This is a genomic window from Haloferax sp. AS1, from assembly GCF_014530665.1.
GTDB lineage: Archaea > Halobacteriota > Halobacteria > Halobacteriales > Haloferacaceae > Haloferax > Haloferax volcanii.
In genome coordinates this window covers 331860-347427 of the sequence record NZ_SPSA01000003.1, presented here as the reverse complement: position 1 = coordinate 347427, position 15568 = coordinate 331860, and the positions used below count along the sequence as shown (strand labels likewise).

Annotated in this window: 13 protein-coding genes; 12 read left to right on the top strand and 1 reads right to left on the bottom strand. The window is 66.1% G+C overall.

Translation table 11 applies throughout. The features are described from left to right. The first annotated feature begins 595 nt into the window (after positions 1-595). The 12 genes from E4P24_RS18450 to E4P24_RS18395 all read left to right on the top strand — a co-directional run bounded on the left by E4P24_RS18450 (position 596) and on the right by E4P24_RS18395 (position 13909). Positions 596-2317 (top strand): ABC transporter substrate-binding protein, encoded by a 1722-nt coding sequence (locus E4P24_RS18450; RefSeq protein WP_008609275.1) that lies wholly within the window; start codon positions 596-598, stop codon positions 2315-2317. Then, a complete protein-coding gene (locus E4P24_RS18445) occupies positions 2314-3345 on the top strand; it encodes an ABC transporter permease (protein WP_004968525.1) in 1032 nt (343 codons plus the stop codon). Before E4P24_RS18450 ends, E4P24_RS18445 begins: the two co-directional genes overlap by 4 nt. Continuing rightward, complete coding sequence (locus E4P24_RS18440; RefSeq protein ID WP_004061713.1) at positions 3342-4241, top strand: ABC transporter permease; 900 nt, start codon at positions 3342-3344, stop codon at positions 4239-4241. Before E4P24_RS18445 ends, E4P24_RS18440 begins: the two co-directional genes overlap by 4 nt. After that, positions 4238-5350 (top strand): ABC transporter ATP-binding protein, encoded by a 1113-nt coding sequence (locus tag E4P24_RS18435; protein ID WP_115891569.1) that lies wholly within the window; start codon positions 4238-4240, stop codon positions 5348-5350. The genes E4P24_RS18440 and E4P24_RS18435 overlap by 4 nt, the downstream gene beginning before the upstream one ends. Beyond that, on the top strand, positions 5343-6413 hold the full coding sequence (locus E4P24_RS18430; RefSeq protein WP_006600002.1) for an ABC transporter ATP-binding protein: 1071 nt from the start codon (positions 5343-5345) through the stop codon (positions 6411-6413). Before E4P24_RS18435 ends, E4P24_RS18430 begins: the two co-directional genes overlap by 8 nt. Continuing rightward, on the top strand, positions 6410-7501 hold the full coding sequence (locus E4P24_RS18425) for a DUF917 domain-containing protein (RefSeq protein ID WP_115803566.1): 1092 nt from the start codon (positions 6410-6412) through the stop codon (positions 7499-7501). The genes E4P24_RS18430 and E4P24_RS18425 overlap by 4 nt, the downstream gene beginning before the upstream one ends. Beyond that, entirely contained in the window at positions 7494-9038 is a 1545-nt protein-coding gene (locus tag E4P24_RS18420; RefSeq protein ID WP_006600004.1) for a hydantoinase/oxoprolinase N-terminal domain-containing protein, read from the top strand. Before E4P24_RS18425 ends, E4P24_RS18420 begins: the two co-directional genes overlap by 8 nt. Continuing rightward, on the top strand, positions 9038-10126 hold the full coding sequence (locus E4P24_RS18415; RefSeq protein ID WP_115861490.1) for a DUF917 domain-containing protein: 1089 nt from the start codon (positions 9038-9040) through the stop codon (positions 10124-10126). Before E4P24_RS18420 ends, E4P24_RS18415 begins: the two co-directional genes overlap by 1 nt. Next, complete coding sequence (locus E4P24_RS18410) at positions 10123-11238, top strand: DUF917 domain-containing protein (RefSeq protein ID WP_115803568.1); 1116 nt, start codon at positions 10123-10125, stop codon at positions 11236-11238. The genes E4P24_RS18415 and E4P24_RS18410 overlap by 4 nt, the downstream gene beginning before the upstream one ends. Before the next feature lie 208 nt (positions 11239-11446). Continuing rightward, positions 11447-11977: an Lrp/AsnC family transcriptional regulator gene (locus E4P24_RS18405; RefSeq protein ID WP_004061728.1), complete on the top strand. Its 531-nt coding sequence runs from the start codon at positions 11447-11449 to the stop codon at positions 11975-11977. 74 nt (positions 11978-12051) lie between these two features. Further along, on the top strand, positions 12052-12723 hold the full coding sequence (locus E4P24_RS18400; protein WP_004061730.1) for a helix-turn-helix domain-containing protein: 672 nt from the start codon (positions 12052-12054) through the stop codon (positions 12721-12723). Positions 12724-12859: 136 nt separating this feature from the next. Next, a complete protein-coding gene (locus E4P24_RS18395) occupies positions 12860-13909 on the top strand; it encodes a zinc-dependent alcohol dehydrogenase family protein (protein WP_115803570.1) in 1050 nt (349 codons plus the stop codon). A 171-nt stretch (positions 13910-14080) separates the two neighbouring features. Here the strand turns inward: E4P24_RS18395 and E4P24_RS18390 are convergent, their stop codons facing one another. Then, the gene (locus E4P24_RS18390) at positions 14081-15391 is read right to left on the bottom strand and encodes an aspartate aminotransferase family protein (RefSeq protein WP_188149006.1); all 1311 of its coding nucleotides are present in this window, start codon (positions 15389-15391) and stop codon (positions 14081-14083) included. Positions 15392-15568: the final 177 nt, after the last annotated feature.

Below are 15568 nucleotides of genomic sequence, written 5' to 3'. Positions count from 1 at the left end.
GAACAGCGTCTTGTGTGAGGACATAAAAAGTAAATAAACACATAGTCTTCTTAAAATATAGGATTTCAGATATATAGGCAATCAGTTGTCGAGTCACAATGATTAATAAGTATCCCGTGGTAAGGGTATAAAACCGATATTATAGCCATAAATAGGCGTTTTAGAATCCGTTTTATGAATTTATGTTAGAAATCTTATGAGACCGGGATAAATTTGTCAGGTTTCAAAATATCATTGTATTCTTATAATAATCCGTCTCGAACGACCGAGAACTGTATAGTCGGGAACGGACTCTCGTCGCAGTAGCGGGGAGAGCGCGGGCGCGAGCGGCGAGCGAGCGCCAGCGGGCGGAAAACTAATACTTCCAATCGTCCACGACAGCCGGTGACGTGCTTCGGACGGTCGTGCAGTCCGTCGATTACGGAGACACGACCAGACGTGTGGCAGACGACAGACAGCCACATTGTTCCATATTGTTCACCGAGTATTCCGTTTTGAACCAGGAATATTGTTTTAGGTTACTATACGGTATCTTTATGTTCCATTGCACCTCTGTGAGAATGAGTAACGTATGTCGAGAAAAGACATCACACAGATGCGGTCGCAGGTGGGTTCGGCGTCGGAGTCGGTCCGCGCTCGGTTCGGAGACGCGGCGAGTCGGCGGAACTTCCTCAAGGCGCTCGGGACGGCCGGAATCGCCGGTCTCGCGGGCTGTTCCGGCGGCGGCGAGAGCTACGACGGCCAAGAACAGACCACGGCCTCGGGCGGCGACGACGAGGAGACAGAGACGGAGTCGTCGTCCGGCGGCGACTCGGGCAGTTCGACGCTCCGCATGAGCGCGACCCAGCGCTTCGGGACCGTCGACCCCGCGAAGGGGACCGACTACACGCAGGTGCTCGCGTTGGTCAACCTCTACGACCCGCTCGTGTTCCCCGATACGGAGGGGAATTTGCAGGGGCACCTCGCGGAGGACTGGACCGTCTCGGACGACAACCAGACCTACACGTTCACGCTCCGCGAGGGCGCGACGTTCCACAGCGGCAACCCCGTTACGGCGGAGGACGTGCAGTTCTCGGCCGAACGCTTCCTCGATATCAACCAAGGCTACTCGTCGCTGCTCGGGAACGTGCTCTCGAAGGAGAACGTGACCGTCGAGGACGAGCGGACGGTGTCGTTCACGCTCGACCGCGTCCACTCGCCGTTCCTCGCGACGCTCGTGCTCCTGTTCGTCGTGGACAAACAACTGGTCCTCGACAACGCCGCAGACGGCGACTTCGGTGACCGCGGCGACTACGGCCAGTCGTTCCTCAACGACAACGACGCCGGCTCAGGTCCGTACGAACTCGCGGGCTTCGAGCGGCAGGCGCAGATTTCGTTCAGCCGCTACGCCGACTACTGGGGGTCGTTCAAAGACGGCGCGTACGACAACGTCACCGTCCAAATCATCACCAACGACCCGACCGTCCGCTCGCTGATGAAGACGGGCGAACTCGACATGTCGAGCCAGTACCAAAGCGAGGAGACCTACGAGGCGCTCGCTGCCGAAGACGACATCCGCGTCGAGTCGGTGCCGACGGTGACGACGTTCTACTTCAAAATCAACACCCAGAAGGCCCCAACCGACGACCCCGCGGTCCGCGAGGCGATGGCCTACGGCTTCGACTACGAGACGGCACGCAACGAAATCGCGCCGGGGTCGCTCCCCGCGCAGGGCCCGCTCCCGTCGTCGTTCGGCGTCCACAACGACGACATCGTCCAGCCGACCTACGACCCCGAGCGGGCGCGGCAGATTCTCGCCGACGCCGGCTACGAGGAGGGCGACATCACCGTCCAGAACACCTACGTGAAGGACTACGGCCTCGAAGAGAAGATGGGGCTGCTGTTCCAGCAGAACATGGACGAAATCGGCATCGACGTCGAGTTGAACCCCCAGACGTGGGGGACGATGACCGAACTCGCCACGAGCGTCGAGGACACGCCCCACATCAATCAGGTGTTCTACGGGCCGGTGTACCCCTCGCCCGACACGGTGTTTTACAACCAGTACCACTCCGAGGCCGCCTCGACGTGGATGAGTATGGAACACCTCGAAGACGAGAACGTCGATTCCCTCATCGACGAGGCGCGCTCGACGGTCGACGCCGACGCCCGCGCCGAGCTGTACGCCGAGGTGCAAGAACGCATCGCGAACCAGTACCCCGACCTGTTCATCTTCGTCCAGTCGAAGAAACACGCCTTCGCCGCCGACGTGGCGGGCTACACCTTCCGGCCGTCGATGAGCTTCGACTACTGGTTCCCCGACTTCTACCAAGAATGAAGTACTGGCAGTATCTCGTGCGCCGGCTCGCGGGCATCCTCGTGAGTCTCATCGGCCTGTCGATAATCATCTTCACCACGTCACGAGTGCTCCCCGGGAACCCCGCGCGAATGGCCCTCGGCGCGCTCGCGTCCGAAGAGCAGGTGCAGGCGCTCGCCGCCGAGATGGGCCTGAACAAGCCGATTCCGTTGCAGTACCTCGACTACATGCGGGGCCTGCTCGTCGGAGACCTCGGCACGAGCCTCGAAACGAAGCGCGCGGTCAGCACCGACATCGTCTACTACCTGCCGGCGACGCTCGAACTCATCACGGTGTCGATGTTCCTCACCGTCGTCATCGGCATCCCGCTGGGCGTCATCGCCGCGCAGAACAAAGACGGGCTCGCCGACAACGCGACGCGGCTCGTCGCGTTCTTCAGCGTGAGCGTGCCCGGCTTCTTCATCGCAATCATGTTCCAGCTGATATTCGGCTACCTGCTCGAATGGCTCCCCATCACGGGGCGGCTCGGCTCGGAGTTCGGCTCGGGCGTCTCGCGGTTCACGGGCTTCCTGCTCGTGGACACCCTGCTGTCGGGGAACCTCGCGGCCCACGTCGACGCGTGGGCGCACATCATCCTCCCGGCGCTCGCGCTCTCGCTCGCCGGCATCGGCCAGGTGATGCGCATCACCCGGTCGAGCATGATTGACGTGAAAGACCAAGACTACGTCGAGGCCGAGCGCGGCTTCGGCCTCCCCTCGTGGCTCGTCACGTACAAGTACACGCTCAAGAACGCGTTCATCCCGACGCTCACGATTCTGGGGCTGTTGTACGCCTCGCTTCTGGGCAACGCGTTCCTCATCGAACTCGTCTACTCGTGGCCCGGCCTCGCGTCCTACGGCGTCACCGCGGTGCTGAACAACGACTTCAACGCCGTCGTCGGCGTCACGATGACCATCGGCGTCGCGTTCGTGAGCATCAACTTCCTCGTCGACGTGCTGTTGGGTCGCGTCGACCCGCGCATCAGACTGGCGATGGAGGAGGCGACATGAGCGCCGAGTCAGCGAGCGTCCTCGACCGGGTCGTCTCGGCCGAGCGCCGCGAGCTCTGGCAACGGTCGTGGAAGCGCTTTACCAGCAGGCCGATGAGCGTCGTCGGTCTCGGCATCATCATCGCCATCGTCCTGCTCGCCGTCTTCGCGCCCGTCGTCGCGCCGTACCCCGAACACGCCGGGAAGTTCACCGACTTCTCGAACACGCTTCAGCCGCCGAGCGTCGACCACCCGCTGGGGACCGACCACGTCGGCCGCGACGTGCTCTCGCGCATCCTCTTCGGCTACCGGCTGTCGCTCATGCTCGTGGCCGTCGTCCTCGGCTTCGGCGTCCCCGTGGGCGTGCTGCTCGGCCTCGTCGCCGGCTACTACGGCGGCTGGACCGAGACGATTATCATGCGGGCGACCGACACGGCGCTCGCCTTACCGCCACTCGTGATGGCGTTGGCAATCACGTCGGCCTTGGAGCCGACGCTGACGAACGCGATGATAGCCATCGCGGCGCTGTGGTGGACGTGGCACGCCCGCCTCGTCCAGAGCATCGTCGCCAGCGAGCGCAGCGAGGAGTACGTGCAGGCCGCGAAGCTCGCCGGCGCGAGCACGCCGCACATCCTCTTTCGAGAGATTCTCCCGAACACGCTGTCACCGATTCTGGTCAAAGTGACCCTCGACGCGGGCTTCGTCATCCTCATCGGCGCGGGCCTGTCGTTCATCGGCGTCGGCGTCCAGCCGCCCCAGCCCGGACTCGGCACGATGGTCAGCCAAGGAACGTCGTACCTGCCCGACTCGTGGTGGGTGAGCGTCTTCTCCGGCCTCGCCATCTTCGTCCTCGTGATGGGGTTCAACATGCTCGGTGACGGCCTCCGTGACCTGTTCGACGTGGAGGTGAACCGATGAGACTCGACGAGCCGGTCGCCGAGAACCCGCTTTTGACCGTCGAGAACCTCGAAGTCGGCTTCGAGTCGTTCGACGGCCTCGCGGAGGTCATCGACGGCGTCAATCTCTCTATCGGCAAAGGCGAGGTCGTCACCATCGCCGGCGAGACCGGCTGTGGTAAGTCGGTGACGATGAAGTCCATCCTCCGCCTCCTGAATCAGCCGCCGGCCCGCGTCAGCGGCGACATCACGTTCGACGGGACGGAACTGCTGTCGCTTTCGGACCGCGAGTTCGAGCGCGTCAAGGGCCAGCGGATGAGCCTCGTCTTCCAGGACCCGATGTCGAGTCTGAACCCGACGTTCACCATCGGGGAACAGCTCACCGACACCGCGCAGTTCGGCGGCGACAGCGACACGGGCGTCGTGGAGTTCTTCCGCCGCCGCTTCAGCGGCGAGCGCGACGAGGCGCGCAAGCGCGTCGTGGAGATGCTCCGCGAGGTTCAGATGCCGGACCCCGAGAACATCATGGACTCGTACCCGTCGCAGCTGTCCGGCGGGATGCGCCAGCGCGCGCTCATCGCGCAGGCCCTGCTGAACGAGCCGGACCTGCTCATCGCCGACGAAATCGGCACCGCGCTGGACGTGACGATTCACGACCAGATTCTCGACCTGCTCGCGGACCTCATCGAGAACCACGACCTGAGCGTCCTGATGATTACCCACAACCTCGGCGTCGCCCGGCAGGTGAGCGACCGCGTGTACGTCATGTACGGCGGCCGCATCGTCGAGACCGCGCCGACAGACGAGCTGTTCGAGAACCCGAAACACCCCTACACCCAGGGGCTCATCGCGTCGATTCCGCGCCTGACGGGCGACGAGATGGCGACCGGCATCGACGGCTCGATTCCCGAGTATCTCGACCCGCCGCCGGGCTGTCGGTTCGCGCCGCGGTGTCCCTACGCCACCGCCGAGTGCGAGGAGGCCCGCCCGGAGATGTACGAGCGCGGCCCGCAAACCGGCGTCGAGTGCGTCCTCTACGACGAGGCCGTCCCGGCGTCCGAGCGGCCGACCGTCGAGGAGACGCGGAGTCACATGACCCGCAGGCCGGGCAAGCAGACGGGGGGTGACTGACGTGTCCGAACCCCTGCTCGACGTCGACGACCTCGAGAAGTACTTCCCCGTCAAAAGCGGCATCATCAAGCGCACGTCCGATTACGTGAAAGCGGTCGACGGCGTCTCGTTCGACATCGAGCGCGGGGAGACCCTCGCGCTCATCGGCGAGTCCGGCTCCGGCAAAAGCACCGTCGCGCGGACGATTATCGGCCTGACCGGCGCGACCGGCGGGACCGTCAGATTCGACGGCGAGGACATCACGAACGCGACCGACGAGCAACTGGCTCGCCTCCGGTCGCGCGTCCAGATGGTGTTCCAGGACCCCACGTCGAGTCTGAATCCCCGACGAACCATCGGCAAGTCGCTCGCGGTCCCGTTGAAGGCCCGCGGCGTGCCGACGTCCGACCTCAGAGAGCGCGTGGTCGACCTGCTCGAACGCGTCGAACTGAACGACGAGTACTGGAACAAGTACCCCCACGAACTCTCCGGCGGGCAGAAACAGCGGGTGAACATCGCCCGCGCGCTCGCGGTCGAGCCGGAACTGCTCTTGCTCGACGAGCCGACGAGCGCCCTCGACGTGAGCGTGCAGGCGAAGATTATCGCGCTCCTCGAGGACTTACAGGCGGAGTTCGGCCTCACCTACCTGTTCATCACCCACGACCTCTCTCTGGTCCGCAACTTCGCCGACGAGACGGCCGTGATGTACCTCGGCGAGATTCAGGAGCGCGGCCCCACGCAGGAGGTCTTCCAGCGGCCGCGACACCCCTACTCCCGGGCGCTTCTGTCCGCGATTCCCGTCACGACCGACGAGGAAGAGGCGTACAAGCCGCGGCACGAACCGCTCCGGGGCGAAATTCCGAGTCCGCGGGACGTGCCCACGGGCTGTCGGTTCCACACGCGGTGTCCCTACGCGACCGACGCGTGTTCGGCCGACGAACCGGCGTTCGTCGCGGTCGACGCCGGCCCCAGCGTCCGGTGTCACATCTACGACGAGGCGTACGCCGACGCGTTCGACGACGCGCCCGAGGTGGCCGTCGCGGCGGTCGCCGACGAGGGGGTCGCATCGAACCAAGAGCCATGAAGATAACCACAGACAACATCGACGACTTCGCCACCGGCGCGACCGTCCTCGGGACGGGCGGCGGGGGCGACCCCTACATCGGGAAGCTGATGGCACAGCAGGCAATCGAAGAGCACGGTCCCGTCGACCTCATCGACCCGCGAGACGTGCCCGACGACGCGCTCGTCATCCCGAGCGCGATGCTCGGCGCGCCGACCGTGATGGTCGAGAAGATGCCGAAGGGAACCGAGGCGTTGGCCGCCTTCGAGGCGCTCGAAACGCACCTCGGACAGGAGGCCTACGCGACGATGAGTATCGAGGCGGGCGGGCTGAACAGCACCGTCCCCATCGCCGTCGCCGCCGCGCTCGGGCTTCCCCTCGTGGACGCCGACGGCATGGGCCGGGCGTTCCCCGAGGTGCAGATGGTGACGCTCACGATGGGCGGCGTCAGCGCGACCCCGATGAGCATCGCCGACGAGAAGGGCAACTCGCTTCTCGTGAACACCGTCAGCAACGAGTACGCCGAGGCGTTCGCCCGCGTGACGAGCATCGAGATGGGCGGCGCGTGCATGATAGGCACCTACGCGCTCTCCGGCGCGGAAGTCCGCGAGCACGCGATTCTCGACTCGATGTCGCTCGCCCACGACATCGGCGAGGCGATTCGCACCGCCAAGCACCGCTCGCGTGACCCCGTCGAGTCGGTCCTCGACCTCACCGACGGCTACGAGCTGTTCGCGGGGAAGATAACCGACGTGGAGCGCCGGACCCAAGGCGGCTTCGCCGTCGGTGAGGCGACCCTCGACGGCATCGACGACTGCGAGGGCCGGACGTTCGCCCTCGACTTCCAAAACGAGAACCTCGTCGCCCGCGACTCAGAGCGCGGCGTCGTGGCGAGCACCCCCGACCTGATTACGGTCGTGGACGCCGAGACGGGCGACCCCGTCACCACCGAGCGACTCGCCTACGGCCACCGGGTGCGGGTCATCGGGATGCCGTGTTCACCGAAGTGGCGGACCGAGGAGGGACTCGACCTCGTCGGCCCGGCGTACTTCGATTACAGCATCGACTACGAACCAATCGAAACTCTCCAGCAACCCAGACATGACTGACTACCGAATCGGAATCGACGTCGGCGGCACCAACACGGACGCCGTCGTCATGGACGGCGACGACAACCTCCTCGCGAAGACGAAGACCCCCACGACAGAAGACATCACCTCGGGCATCCTCAACGCCCTCGACGTGGTCCTCGACGACAGCGGCGTCTCCGAAAACGAACTCGACTACGTGATGCTCGGCACGACCCACGCGACGAACGCCATCACGGAGCGGCGCGGCCTCAACGAGGTCGGCGTCATCCGCATCGGCGCGCCCGCGACCCAGAGCATCCGCCCGCTCCTCGAATGGCCCGACGACCTCGCCGCGGCCATCGGCAACAACGTCGCCATCCTCGACGGCGGCCACGAGTTCGACGGCCGACTCCTCAACGACCTCGACGAGGAGCAGGTCAGAGCGCAGATTCGCGAGTTCTCCGACGTGGACGCCTTCGCCGTGACGAGCGTCTTCTCGCCCGTCCGCGACGACCACGAGACGCGGGTCGCGGAACTCATCCGCGAGGAGGTCGGTGACGACGTGCCCATCTCGGTCTCGAACGAAATCGGCAGCGTGGGCCTGCTCGAACGCGAGAACGCGACGGCGCTCAACGCCGCGCTCACGAGCGTCGCCTCGGAGGCCGCGAACGCCTTCGTCGAGGCGATGGACGAACGCGGCATCGACGCGAACCTCTACTTCGGCCAGAACGACGGGACGCTGATGAGCGTCGACTACGCCATCCGCTACCCCATCTTCACCGTCGCCAGCGGCCCCTCGAACTCGGTTCGCGGCGCGGCGTACCTCTCACAGGTCGAAAACGGCATCATCGTCGACGTCGGCGGTACGACGACCGACGTGGGCGCGGTCACCGAGGGCTTCCCCCGCGAGAGCAGCGTCGCCGTCGAAATCGGCGAGGTGAAGACCAACTTCCGGATGCCCGACATCATCGCCATCGGCATCGGCGGCGGCTCCATCGTCTCGACCGACGGCGGCGTCACCGTCGGCCCCCAGAGCGTCGGCTACAAGCTGACCGAGGAGGCGAGGTGTTTCGGCGGCGAGACGCTGACCGCGACCGACCTCGAAGTCGCCGCGGGCACCATCGACATCGGCTCCGAGACGCCGGCCGTCGACGATGAAATCGTCGAGGCCGCCCGCGAGTACGTCAGAGAGCGCGTCGAGCGCGAGGTCGACCGCATGAAGACGAGCGCCGACCCCGTCCCCGTGGTCATCGTCGGCGGCGGGAGCATCCTCGTCCCCGACGACATCGCGGGCGCGAGCGAGGTCCACAAGCCCGACCACTACGAGGTCGCGAACGCCGTCGGCGTCGCCATCGCGCAGGTCTCCGGCGAGGTCGACCGCATATACAGCCTCGACGAGATGGACCGCGAGGGAGCCATCCAACACGCGAAAGACGAGGCCACGGACAACGCGCTCGCGGCCGGCGCGGACCCCGACAGCGTGGACATCGTCGACATCGAGGAGGTCCCGCTTTCGTACCTGCCCGGCAACGCGGTGCGAATCAAGGTGAAGGCCGCCGGGGCGCTCGACCACTGATGACGGTCGAAATCGGCGTCGAGGAGATAGAGGACATCGCGCTCGGCGCGACCGTCCTCGGCACCGGCGGCGGGGGCGACCCCCACGTCGGCAAACTCGTCGCGAAGCAGGCCATCGAGGAGTTCGGCCCCGTCGAACTCATCCCCCCGGACGAGTTGGACGCCGAGGACTTCGTCGTCCCGACCGCCCAGATGGGCGCGCCCACCGTCTCGGTCGAAAAGCTCCCGAGCGGGCGGGAGGCCGTCACCTCGATGGAGCGCGTCGAGCGCGAAGTCGGGAAGACCGCCGACGCGACGATGCCAATCGAGTGCGGCGGCATCAACTCGACGTTCCCCTTCGCCGTCGCGGCCCGCCGCGGGCTCCCCGTGGTCGACGCCGACGGCATGGGTCGGGCGTTCCCCGAACTCCAACACGAGACGTTCAACATCTACGGCATCAGCGGGACGCCCGCGGCCGTCAGCGACGAGCGGGGAAACACCTGTCTCATCGAGACGGACGACAACGACCAGTTGGAGTGGCTGGCCCGCGGCGTCACGGTCAGGATGGGCGGCGTCGGCTACGTCTCCGACTACCCGATGACCGGCGCACAGGTCAAAGAGACGGCCATCCCCGGCACGATGTCGCTCGCCCGCGACCTCGGCCGCGCGCTCCGACTCGCCGAGGACGACGCGATGGACGCCGTCCGCGAGGTGACCCGCGAGTCGATATACGGCGAGGCGCGGTCGCTGTTCGAGGGGAAAATCGTCGACGTCCAGCGCCGCACCGAACGCGGCTTCGTCTTCGGCCACGTCGACATCGACGGCCTCGACGAAGACGCGGGGTCGGAGATGCGCATCGAGTTCCAAAACGAGAACCTCGGCGCGACCGTCGACGGGAGCTACGTGGCGACCGTCCCCGACCTCATCACCGTCCTCGACCGCGAGACGGGCGGGCCGATTCCGACCGAGAGCCTCCGGTACGGGGCGCGGGTCCGCGTCCTCGGCATCCGGACGCCCGAGATAATGCGGACGCCCGCCGCCCTCGACGTGTGGGGGCCGGGGGCGTTCGGCCTCGACGCGACCTACGAACCACTCGCGGACCACCCATGAGTTTCGACATCCCACACCTGACGGCGATAACGCTCGACGACCTCGAAGCGCTCGGCATCGGCGCGGGCATCCTCGGCACCGGCGGCGGCGGCAACCCCCGTCTCGGCCGCCTGCGCCTCCAGACGCTCCTCGAAGACGACGCCTACCCCGACGCGGTCGAACTGGTCGACCCGCGGGACCTGCCGGCCGACGCCACCGTGGCGAGCGTCGGCGGGATGGGCGCGCCCACCATCAGCGTCGAGAAGTTCGCCGGCGGCGACGAGGAGGTGCAGTCGCTTCGGGCCATCGAAGACCTCTCCGGCGAGACGGTCGACGCGCTCATCCCCGGCGAAATCGGCGGCGCGAACAGCATGGCCCCGCTGTGCGTGGCGGCGATGACCGACCTCCCCGTGGTCGACGCCGACGGCATGGGCCGGGCGTTCCCCGAACTCCAGATGGACACGTTCTTCATCTACGGCACGCCCGTGAACTACGCGGCGACGACCGACGAGCGCGGCAATCAGGTCGTCTACCGCGACATCGACTCGGCCAAGCGCCTCGAAGACCTCGCGCGGGCCATCACCGTCCAGATGGGCGGCCGCTCGGGCTACGCCTTCCCGCTCATGACCGGCGCGTTCGTCTCGGAGTACGCGGTTCCCCACACCGTCTCGCTCGCCACCGAACTCGGGCGGGCGGTCGAACGCGCCCGCGACGCCGGCACCGACCCGGTCGACGCCGGCCGCGAACTGCTCGGCGGCGAGGAGCTGTTCGCCGGGAAAATCGTGGACGTGCACCGCCGCAACCGCGACGGCTTCGCCCTCGGGAGCGTCACGCTCGCCGGGTTGGACGAGGACGCGACCCTCGAAATCGAGTTCCAAAACGAGTTCCTCGTCGCGCGGGACGACGACGGCGACCTCCGGACGACCGTGCCCGACCTCATCTGCCTCGTCGACACCGACACCGGCGCGCCGGTCACGACCGACGCCCTGCGGTACGGCCAGCGCGTCCGCGTCCTCGGCGTGCCCGCGCCCGAACTGCTCACGACGCCCGAAGCGCTCGACGTCATCGGCCCCGAAGCGTTCGGGTACGAGGTTCCGTACGACCCGCTACCGCGGGACGAGGCGGGGTGGTGACCCGGTGGTGACGCCTCGGTCGCGCCGGTGGCCTCGCCGCTGAACTGCCCTCGACGCCGCGTTTCGCGCGGCGTCCCACGACCGAATCGCTCGCCACCCACCACCCACCGCAAGCTGTGGACTAGCCAATTCGACACAACTATTGTGTCGTTTTGGTTCGTTTACGACACCCGCAGTTTCAAATCGAACCCCACCAATACATCCGACCATGGAAAACCCCGACCTCACGTCCGCCGACGCGCCGCCCGACCCGAACACGCCGGAGGCGGTCCTCGAAAACTACCTCGACGAGCACGACTACGAGATATTCCGCGCGCTCAACGAGAACGGCCGCATCTCAGACACCGAACTCGCCGAGCGCGTCGGACTCTCCCGGACCGCGGTCCGTCGCCGCCGCGAGAAGCTTCAAGAGAGCGACGTGCTCGAAATCCTCGCGGTCATCGTCCTCCAGGAGGCCGACCTCGCCGACGCGCAGATACTCGTCTCGTTCGACCAGCACGTCTCCTCCGAGGTGCGGACCGAGTTCATCACGATGCTCATCGACGAGGGACTCGTCTACAACGCGAGTTCCTGTCTCGGCGAGTACGACCTCGTATTTAGCGCGTGGCACACCGACCTGAACACCTTGAAAGAGTACGTCTGGGACCTCTTCGACGGCGAGGAAATCGTCGACGACTACACCATCATCCCGCTTCTGAAGACGTGGAAGGCGTGGGACAAAGAGCTGGACCGCCCCTGAATCGAAGGGTCGGGTCACCCCCACGCAGCGGAGACCCCAGAACGTTAACTCGCCGGACGGCGTGATACCACACAATGGCTATCACCACGGAGTTCGTTCTTCGCTCGACTTCGCTTCCGCTGGTCAGCATTCCGACCGCGCTACGGCCGGACGAGGTCGAGTGCGTTCACGCACTCTGTCTGCAACCGGACGTGCAGATATTCACCGTGCAGTTCGAGCGGGAAGACGGCGTCACTAAGGCTGACCTCCTGACGCGCGACGAGGTCGTCGCGGCCGACGCAATCGGAGAGACCGCTGACAAGGACGTCTACAAGCTCACCGTCGAACTGGCGGAGTCGGTCTCGAAGGCGTTCGAGCCGGACTTCGGGGGCGCACAGCTCGAACCGACGGTCGTCACCGCCGACGGCTGGCACGAGACGAAAGTGTTCAAGGAGTACGAGGGGTTCAACGAGTTCCGAGAGAGCTGTGAGGCCCACGGCATCTCGCTGGACCTCGTGTCCATCGCGTCGGAGGGGTCCGCGTCCGACGAACCGACGGACAGCCTCACCGACCGCCAGCGGGAGGCGCTGACGCTCGCCGTCTCGCGCGGCTACTACGAGAGTCCGCGACAGATTACGGCCGAGGAGCTGGCCGCCGAACTCGGCATCTCGCAACCGTCGCTGTCGAGTCTCCTCCGACGCGGCGAACGGGAACTGATTACCTCCTCGCTGGGCATGCAGGCGCGGATGCAACCGCCCACGCAGTGAACCGCCGCTGGGCCACGTGCCCACGCGGTCGGCTCGCTTCCCCGTGGACGAGCGGGACGGCCGCCCGGCCGCAGTTAAATGGACTGTTCATATAGCATCGCATCTATGCCCGCAAGGTCCGTACCTCACAGCGTACGTGAAATCAGCAGTCTATCGCGGTCCGGGCGACGTTCGCATCGAGGAAAAACCAGAACCGGAGCTTCAACAACCGACCGACGCGGTCATCCGCGTTACTCACACCGCCATCTGCGGGTCCGACCTCTGGTTCTACCGCGGTCACGAGGAACACGAGGAGGGCTCCGGGGTCGGCCACGAGCCGATGGGTATCGTCGAGGAAGTCGGTGAGGACGTCACGAGCGTCCAACCGGGCGACCGCGTGCTCGTCCCGTTCGCGTACAGCTGCGGGGAGTGCGAGTTCTGTCGCAAAGGCATCCACACCGCGTGTGTAGACGGCGGGTTCTTCGGTCCGCACGGCGACGAGACCGGCGGCGCACAGGCCGAGAAGGTCCGCGTCCCTCACGCCGACGGCACGGTCGTTCGGGTCCCCGAGCGGTACGCCGACGACGAAGAAACGCTCAAATCGCTCCTCCCGCTCACGGACGTGATGTCGACCGGCCACCACGCCGCCGTCTTGGCGGACCTCGAAGCCGGCGACACCGCGGTCGTCATCGGCGACGGCGCGGTCGGGCTGTGCGGCGTCCTCGCGGCGAAGCGCATCGGCGCAGAGCGAATCATCGCGGTCGGCCACCACGAGGACCGCTTGGAAGTCGCCCGCGAACTCGGCGCGACCGACACCGTCTCGTCCCGCGGCCAAGAGGCCGTCGAGGAAGTCCTCGAACTCACCCACGGCGGCGCGAACCACGTCCTCGAATGCGTCGGCGCGGCGTCGGCGCTCGAAACCGCCGCACAGGTCGCCCGTCCCGGCGGCTCCATCGGCGCCGTGGGCGTCCCGCACGTCGAGTCCGCCGACTTCCTCCAGCCGATATTCTACAAGAACCTCTCGTTCTCCGCCGGCGGCGCACCCGTCCGGAACTACATCGAGGAACTCATGGACGACGTGCTGCAGGGCACCCTCGACCCGTCGCCCATCCTGACGAAGACCGTCGACCTCGACGGCGTCCCGGAAGGCTATCAGGCGATGGACGACCGCGAGGCAATCAAGGTCATGGTGAAAGTCGACGAGTAAGACACACCCTGACCCAGACCGACGGTCGAGACGCGCTTCCGGCGGAGGCGGCCGTTTCAGCGGGGGCTATCCCTCCCCGGCACCAATCCACAACTATCACCACCGTAAGCCGCGAGACCGAGAGCAATCGAAACGAGGCCGTGAGCGGGTGTCGCGGTCGACGCAGGCGACTCAGGCCAGGTCGTCCAGCGCGGTTCGGAGCGCGTCGACGGCCTCGCCGAGCTGCGCCTGCGAAATCGTCAGCGGCGGCTGGAAGCGCATGACGTTCTTGTAGTAGCCACCGACGCCCATGACGACGTTGGACTCCTCGCGGAGGTGCTTGCCGACCGCGGCCGCGAGTTCCTTGTCCGGGGCGGGCGCGACGTGCTGCGGGCCGGTCGTCTCGGGGTCCACGAGTTCGATGCCCTGCATCAGCCCGAGGCCGCGGGCCTCGCCGACCACGTCGTAGTCGGATTCGAGCGTGGCGAGTTCGGCCGAGAGCCACTCGCCGTTCTCGCGGGCGTTGTCGACGATACCGTTCTGGAGTTCCTCGATGGTCGCCAGCGCGGCCGCGCAGGCGACGGGGTTGCCGCCGAACGTCGAGAGGTGGTCGCCGGAGCCGAACGCGTCCGCGATGTCCGCGGGGGCCGTGAACGCGCCGAGGGGCAGGCCGTTGGCGATGCCCTTCGCCTGCGTCAGGATGTCCGGTTCGACGCCGAACTGCTCGCTGGCGAACAGTTCGCCGGTGCGGCCGTAGCCGGTCTGGACCTCGTCGGCGATGAGGAGCGCGCCGTGGTCGTGGGCGATGTCCCGAACACGCTTGAGCCACGCCTCCGAGGGAACGACGATGCCGGCCTCGCCCATGACGGGTTCGACGACGACCGCCGCGAGGTCGCCGCTGGTGTGCGAGCCGATGACTCGTTCGAGCGCGTCCGCGCAGTCCGCGCCGCAGGTGTCGCCGTCACAGCGGGGACAGCGGTAGGCGTACGGCGGCGCGGTGTGAGCCACGTCGTTGATGGTCGGGGCCATGTCCTGCTTGTAGGCCCTGTTGCCGGTGAGCGCGAGGCTGCCGAGGGTGCGGCCGTGGAAGCCCATCTCCAGCGAGATGACCTCCTTGGAGCCGGTGTACTTCCGGGCGAGTTTGATAGCTCCCTCGACGGCTTCGGTGCCGGAGTTACAGAAGAAGGTCTTCTGGAGGTCGCCCGGCGTCACCTCGGCGATGGTCTCGGCGAGGTCGGCCACCGGCCGGTTCGGATGGACGTACGAACAGCCGTGGACGAACTCCTCCAACTGCTCCGTGGCGGCCTCGACGACCGCCTCGTTGTTGTGTCCGACGTTCGTCACCGAGATGCCCGAGAACACGTCGAGATACTCGTTGCCGTCGAAGTCTTCGAGGGTACAGCCGGACGCCCGCTCGACCGGGACGTTCAGTGATTTCCAAATCGGCATGAGGTAGTCGTCGTACGCCGCCTCGACCGACGAGTTCGTCGTCCGTTCTCTCATGAACACAAGTTCTAAACTGAATCCTAATAAATTGTTCTGTGTGGAATATCATCCAGAACACTGCAGGTGTGTCGGGACGAGGGCGGTCGTTCCAGACTCGAACGCGCCTGGGAGCTCCGTACTCGACTGCGTTCGTCACCGACGTGTTTTGAACACAGTCCGAGTATTCTGCTGCGT

Excerpts from the sequence above, each read along its gene's own strand:
- E4P24_RS18440 (WP_004061713.1), top strand. The coding sequence starts at position 3,342 with ATGAGCGCCGAGTCAGCGAGCGTCCTCGACCGGGTCGTCTCGGCCGAG.
- E4P24_RS18405 (WP_004061728.1), top strand. The coding sequence starts at position 11,447 with ATGGAAAACCCCGACCTCACGTCCGCCGACGCGCCGCCCGACCCGAAC.
- E4P24_RS18445 (WP_004968525.1), top strand. The coding sequence starts at position 2,314 with ATGAAGTACTGGCAGTATCTCGTGCGCCGGCTCGCGGGCATCCTCGTG.
- E4P24_RS18425 (WP_115803566.1), top strand. The coding sequence starts at position 6,410 with ATGAAGATAACCACAGACAACATCGACGACTTCGCCACCGGCGCGACC.
- E4P24_RS18410 (WP_115803568.1), top strand. The coding sequence starts at position 10,123 with ATGAGTTTCGACATCCCACACCTGACGGCGATAACGCTCGACGACCTC.
- E4P24_RS18415 (WP_115861490.1), top strand. The coding sequence starts at position 9,038 with ATGACGGTCGAAATCGGCGTCGAGGAGATAGAGGACATCGCGCTCGGC.
- E4P24_RS18420 (WP_006600004.1), top strand. The coding sequence starts at position 7,494 with ATGACTGACTACCGAATCGGAATCGACGTCGGCGGCACCAACACGGAC.
- E4P24_RS18450 (WP_008609275.1), top strand. The coding sequence starts at position 596 with ATGCGGTCGCAGGTGGGTTCGGCGTCGGAGTCGGTCCGCGCTCGGTTC.
- E4P24_RS18435 (WP_115891569.1), top strand. The coding sequence starts at position 4,238 with ATGAGACTCGACGAGCCGGTCGCCGAGAACCCGCTTTTGACCGTCGAG.
- E4P24_RS18390 (WP_188149006.1), bottom strand. The coding sequence starts at position 15,391 with ATGAGAGAACGGACGACGAACTCGTCGGTCGAGGCGGCGTACGACGAC.
- E4P24_RS18400 (WP_004061730.1), top strand. The coding sequence starts at position 12,052 with ATGGCTATCACCACGGAGTTCGTTCTTCGCTCGACTTCGCTTCCGCTG.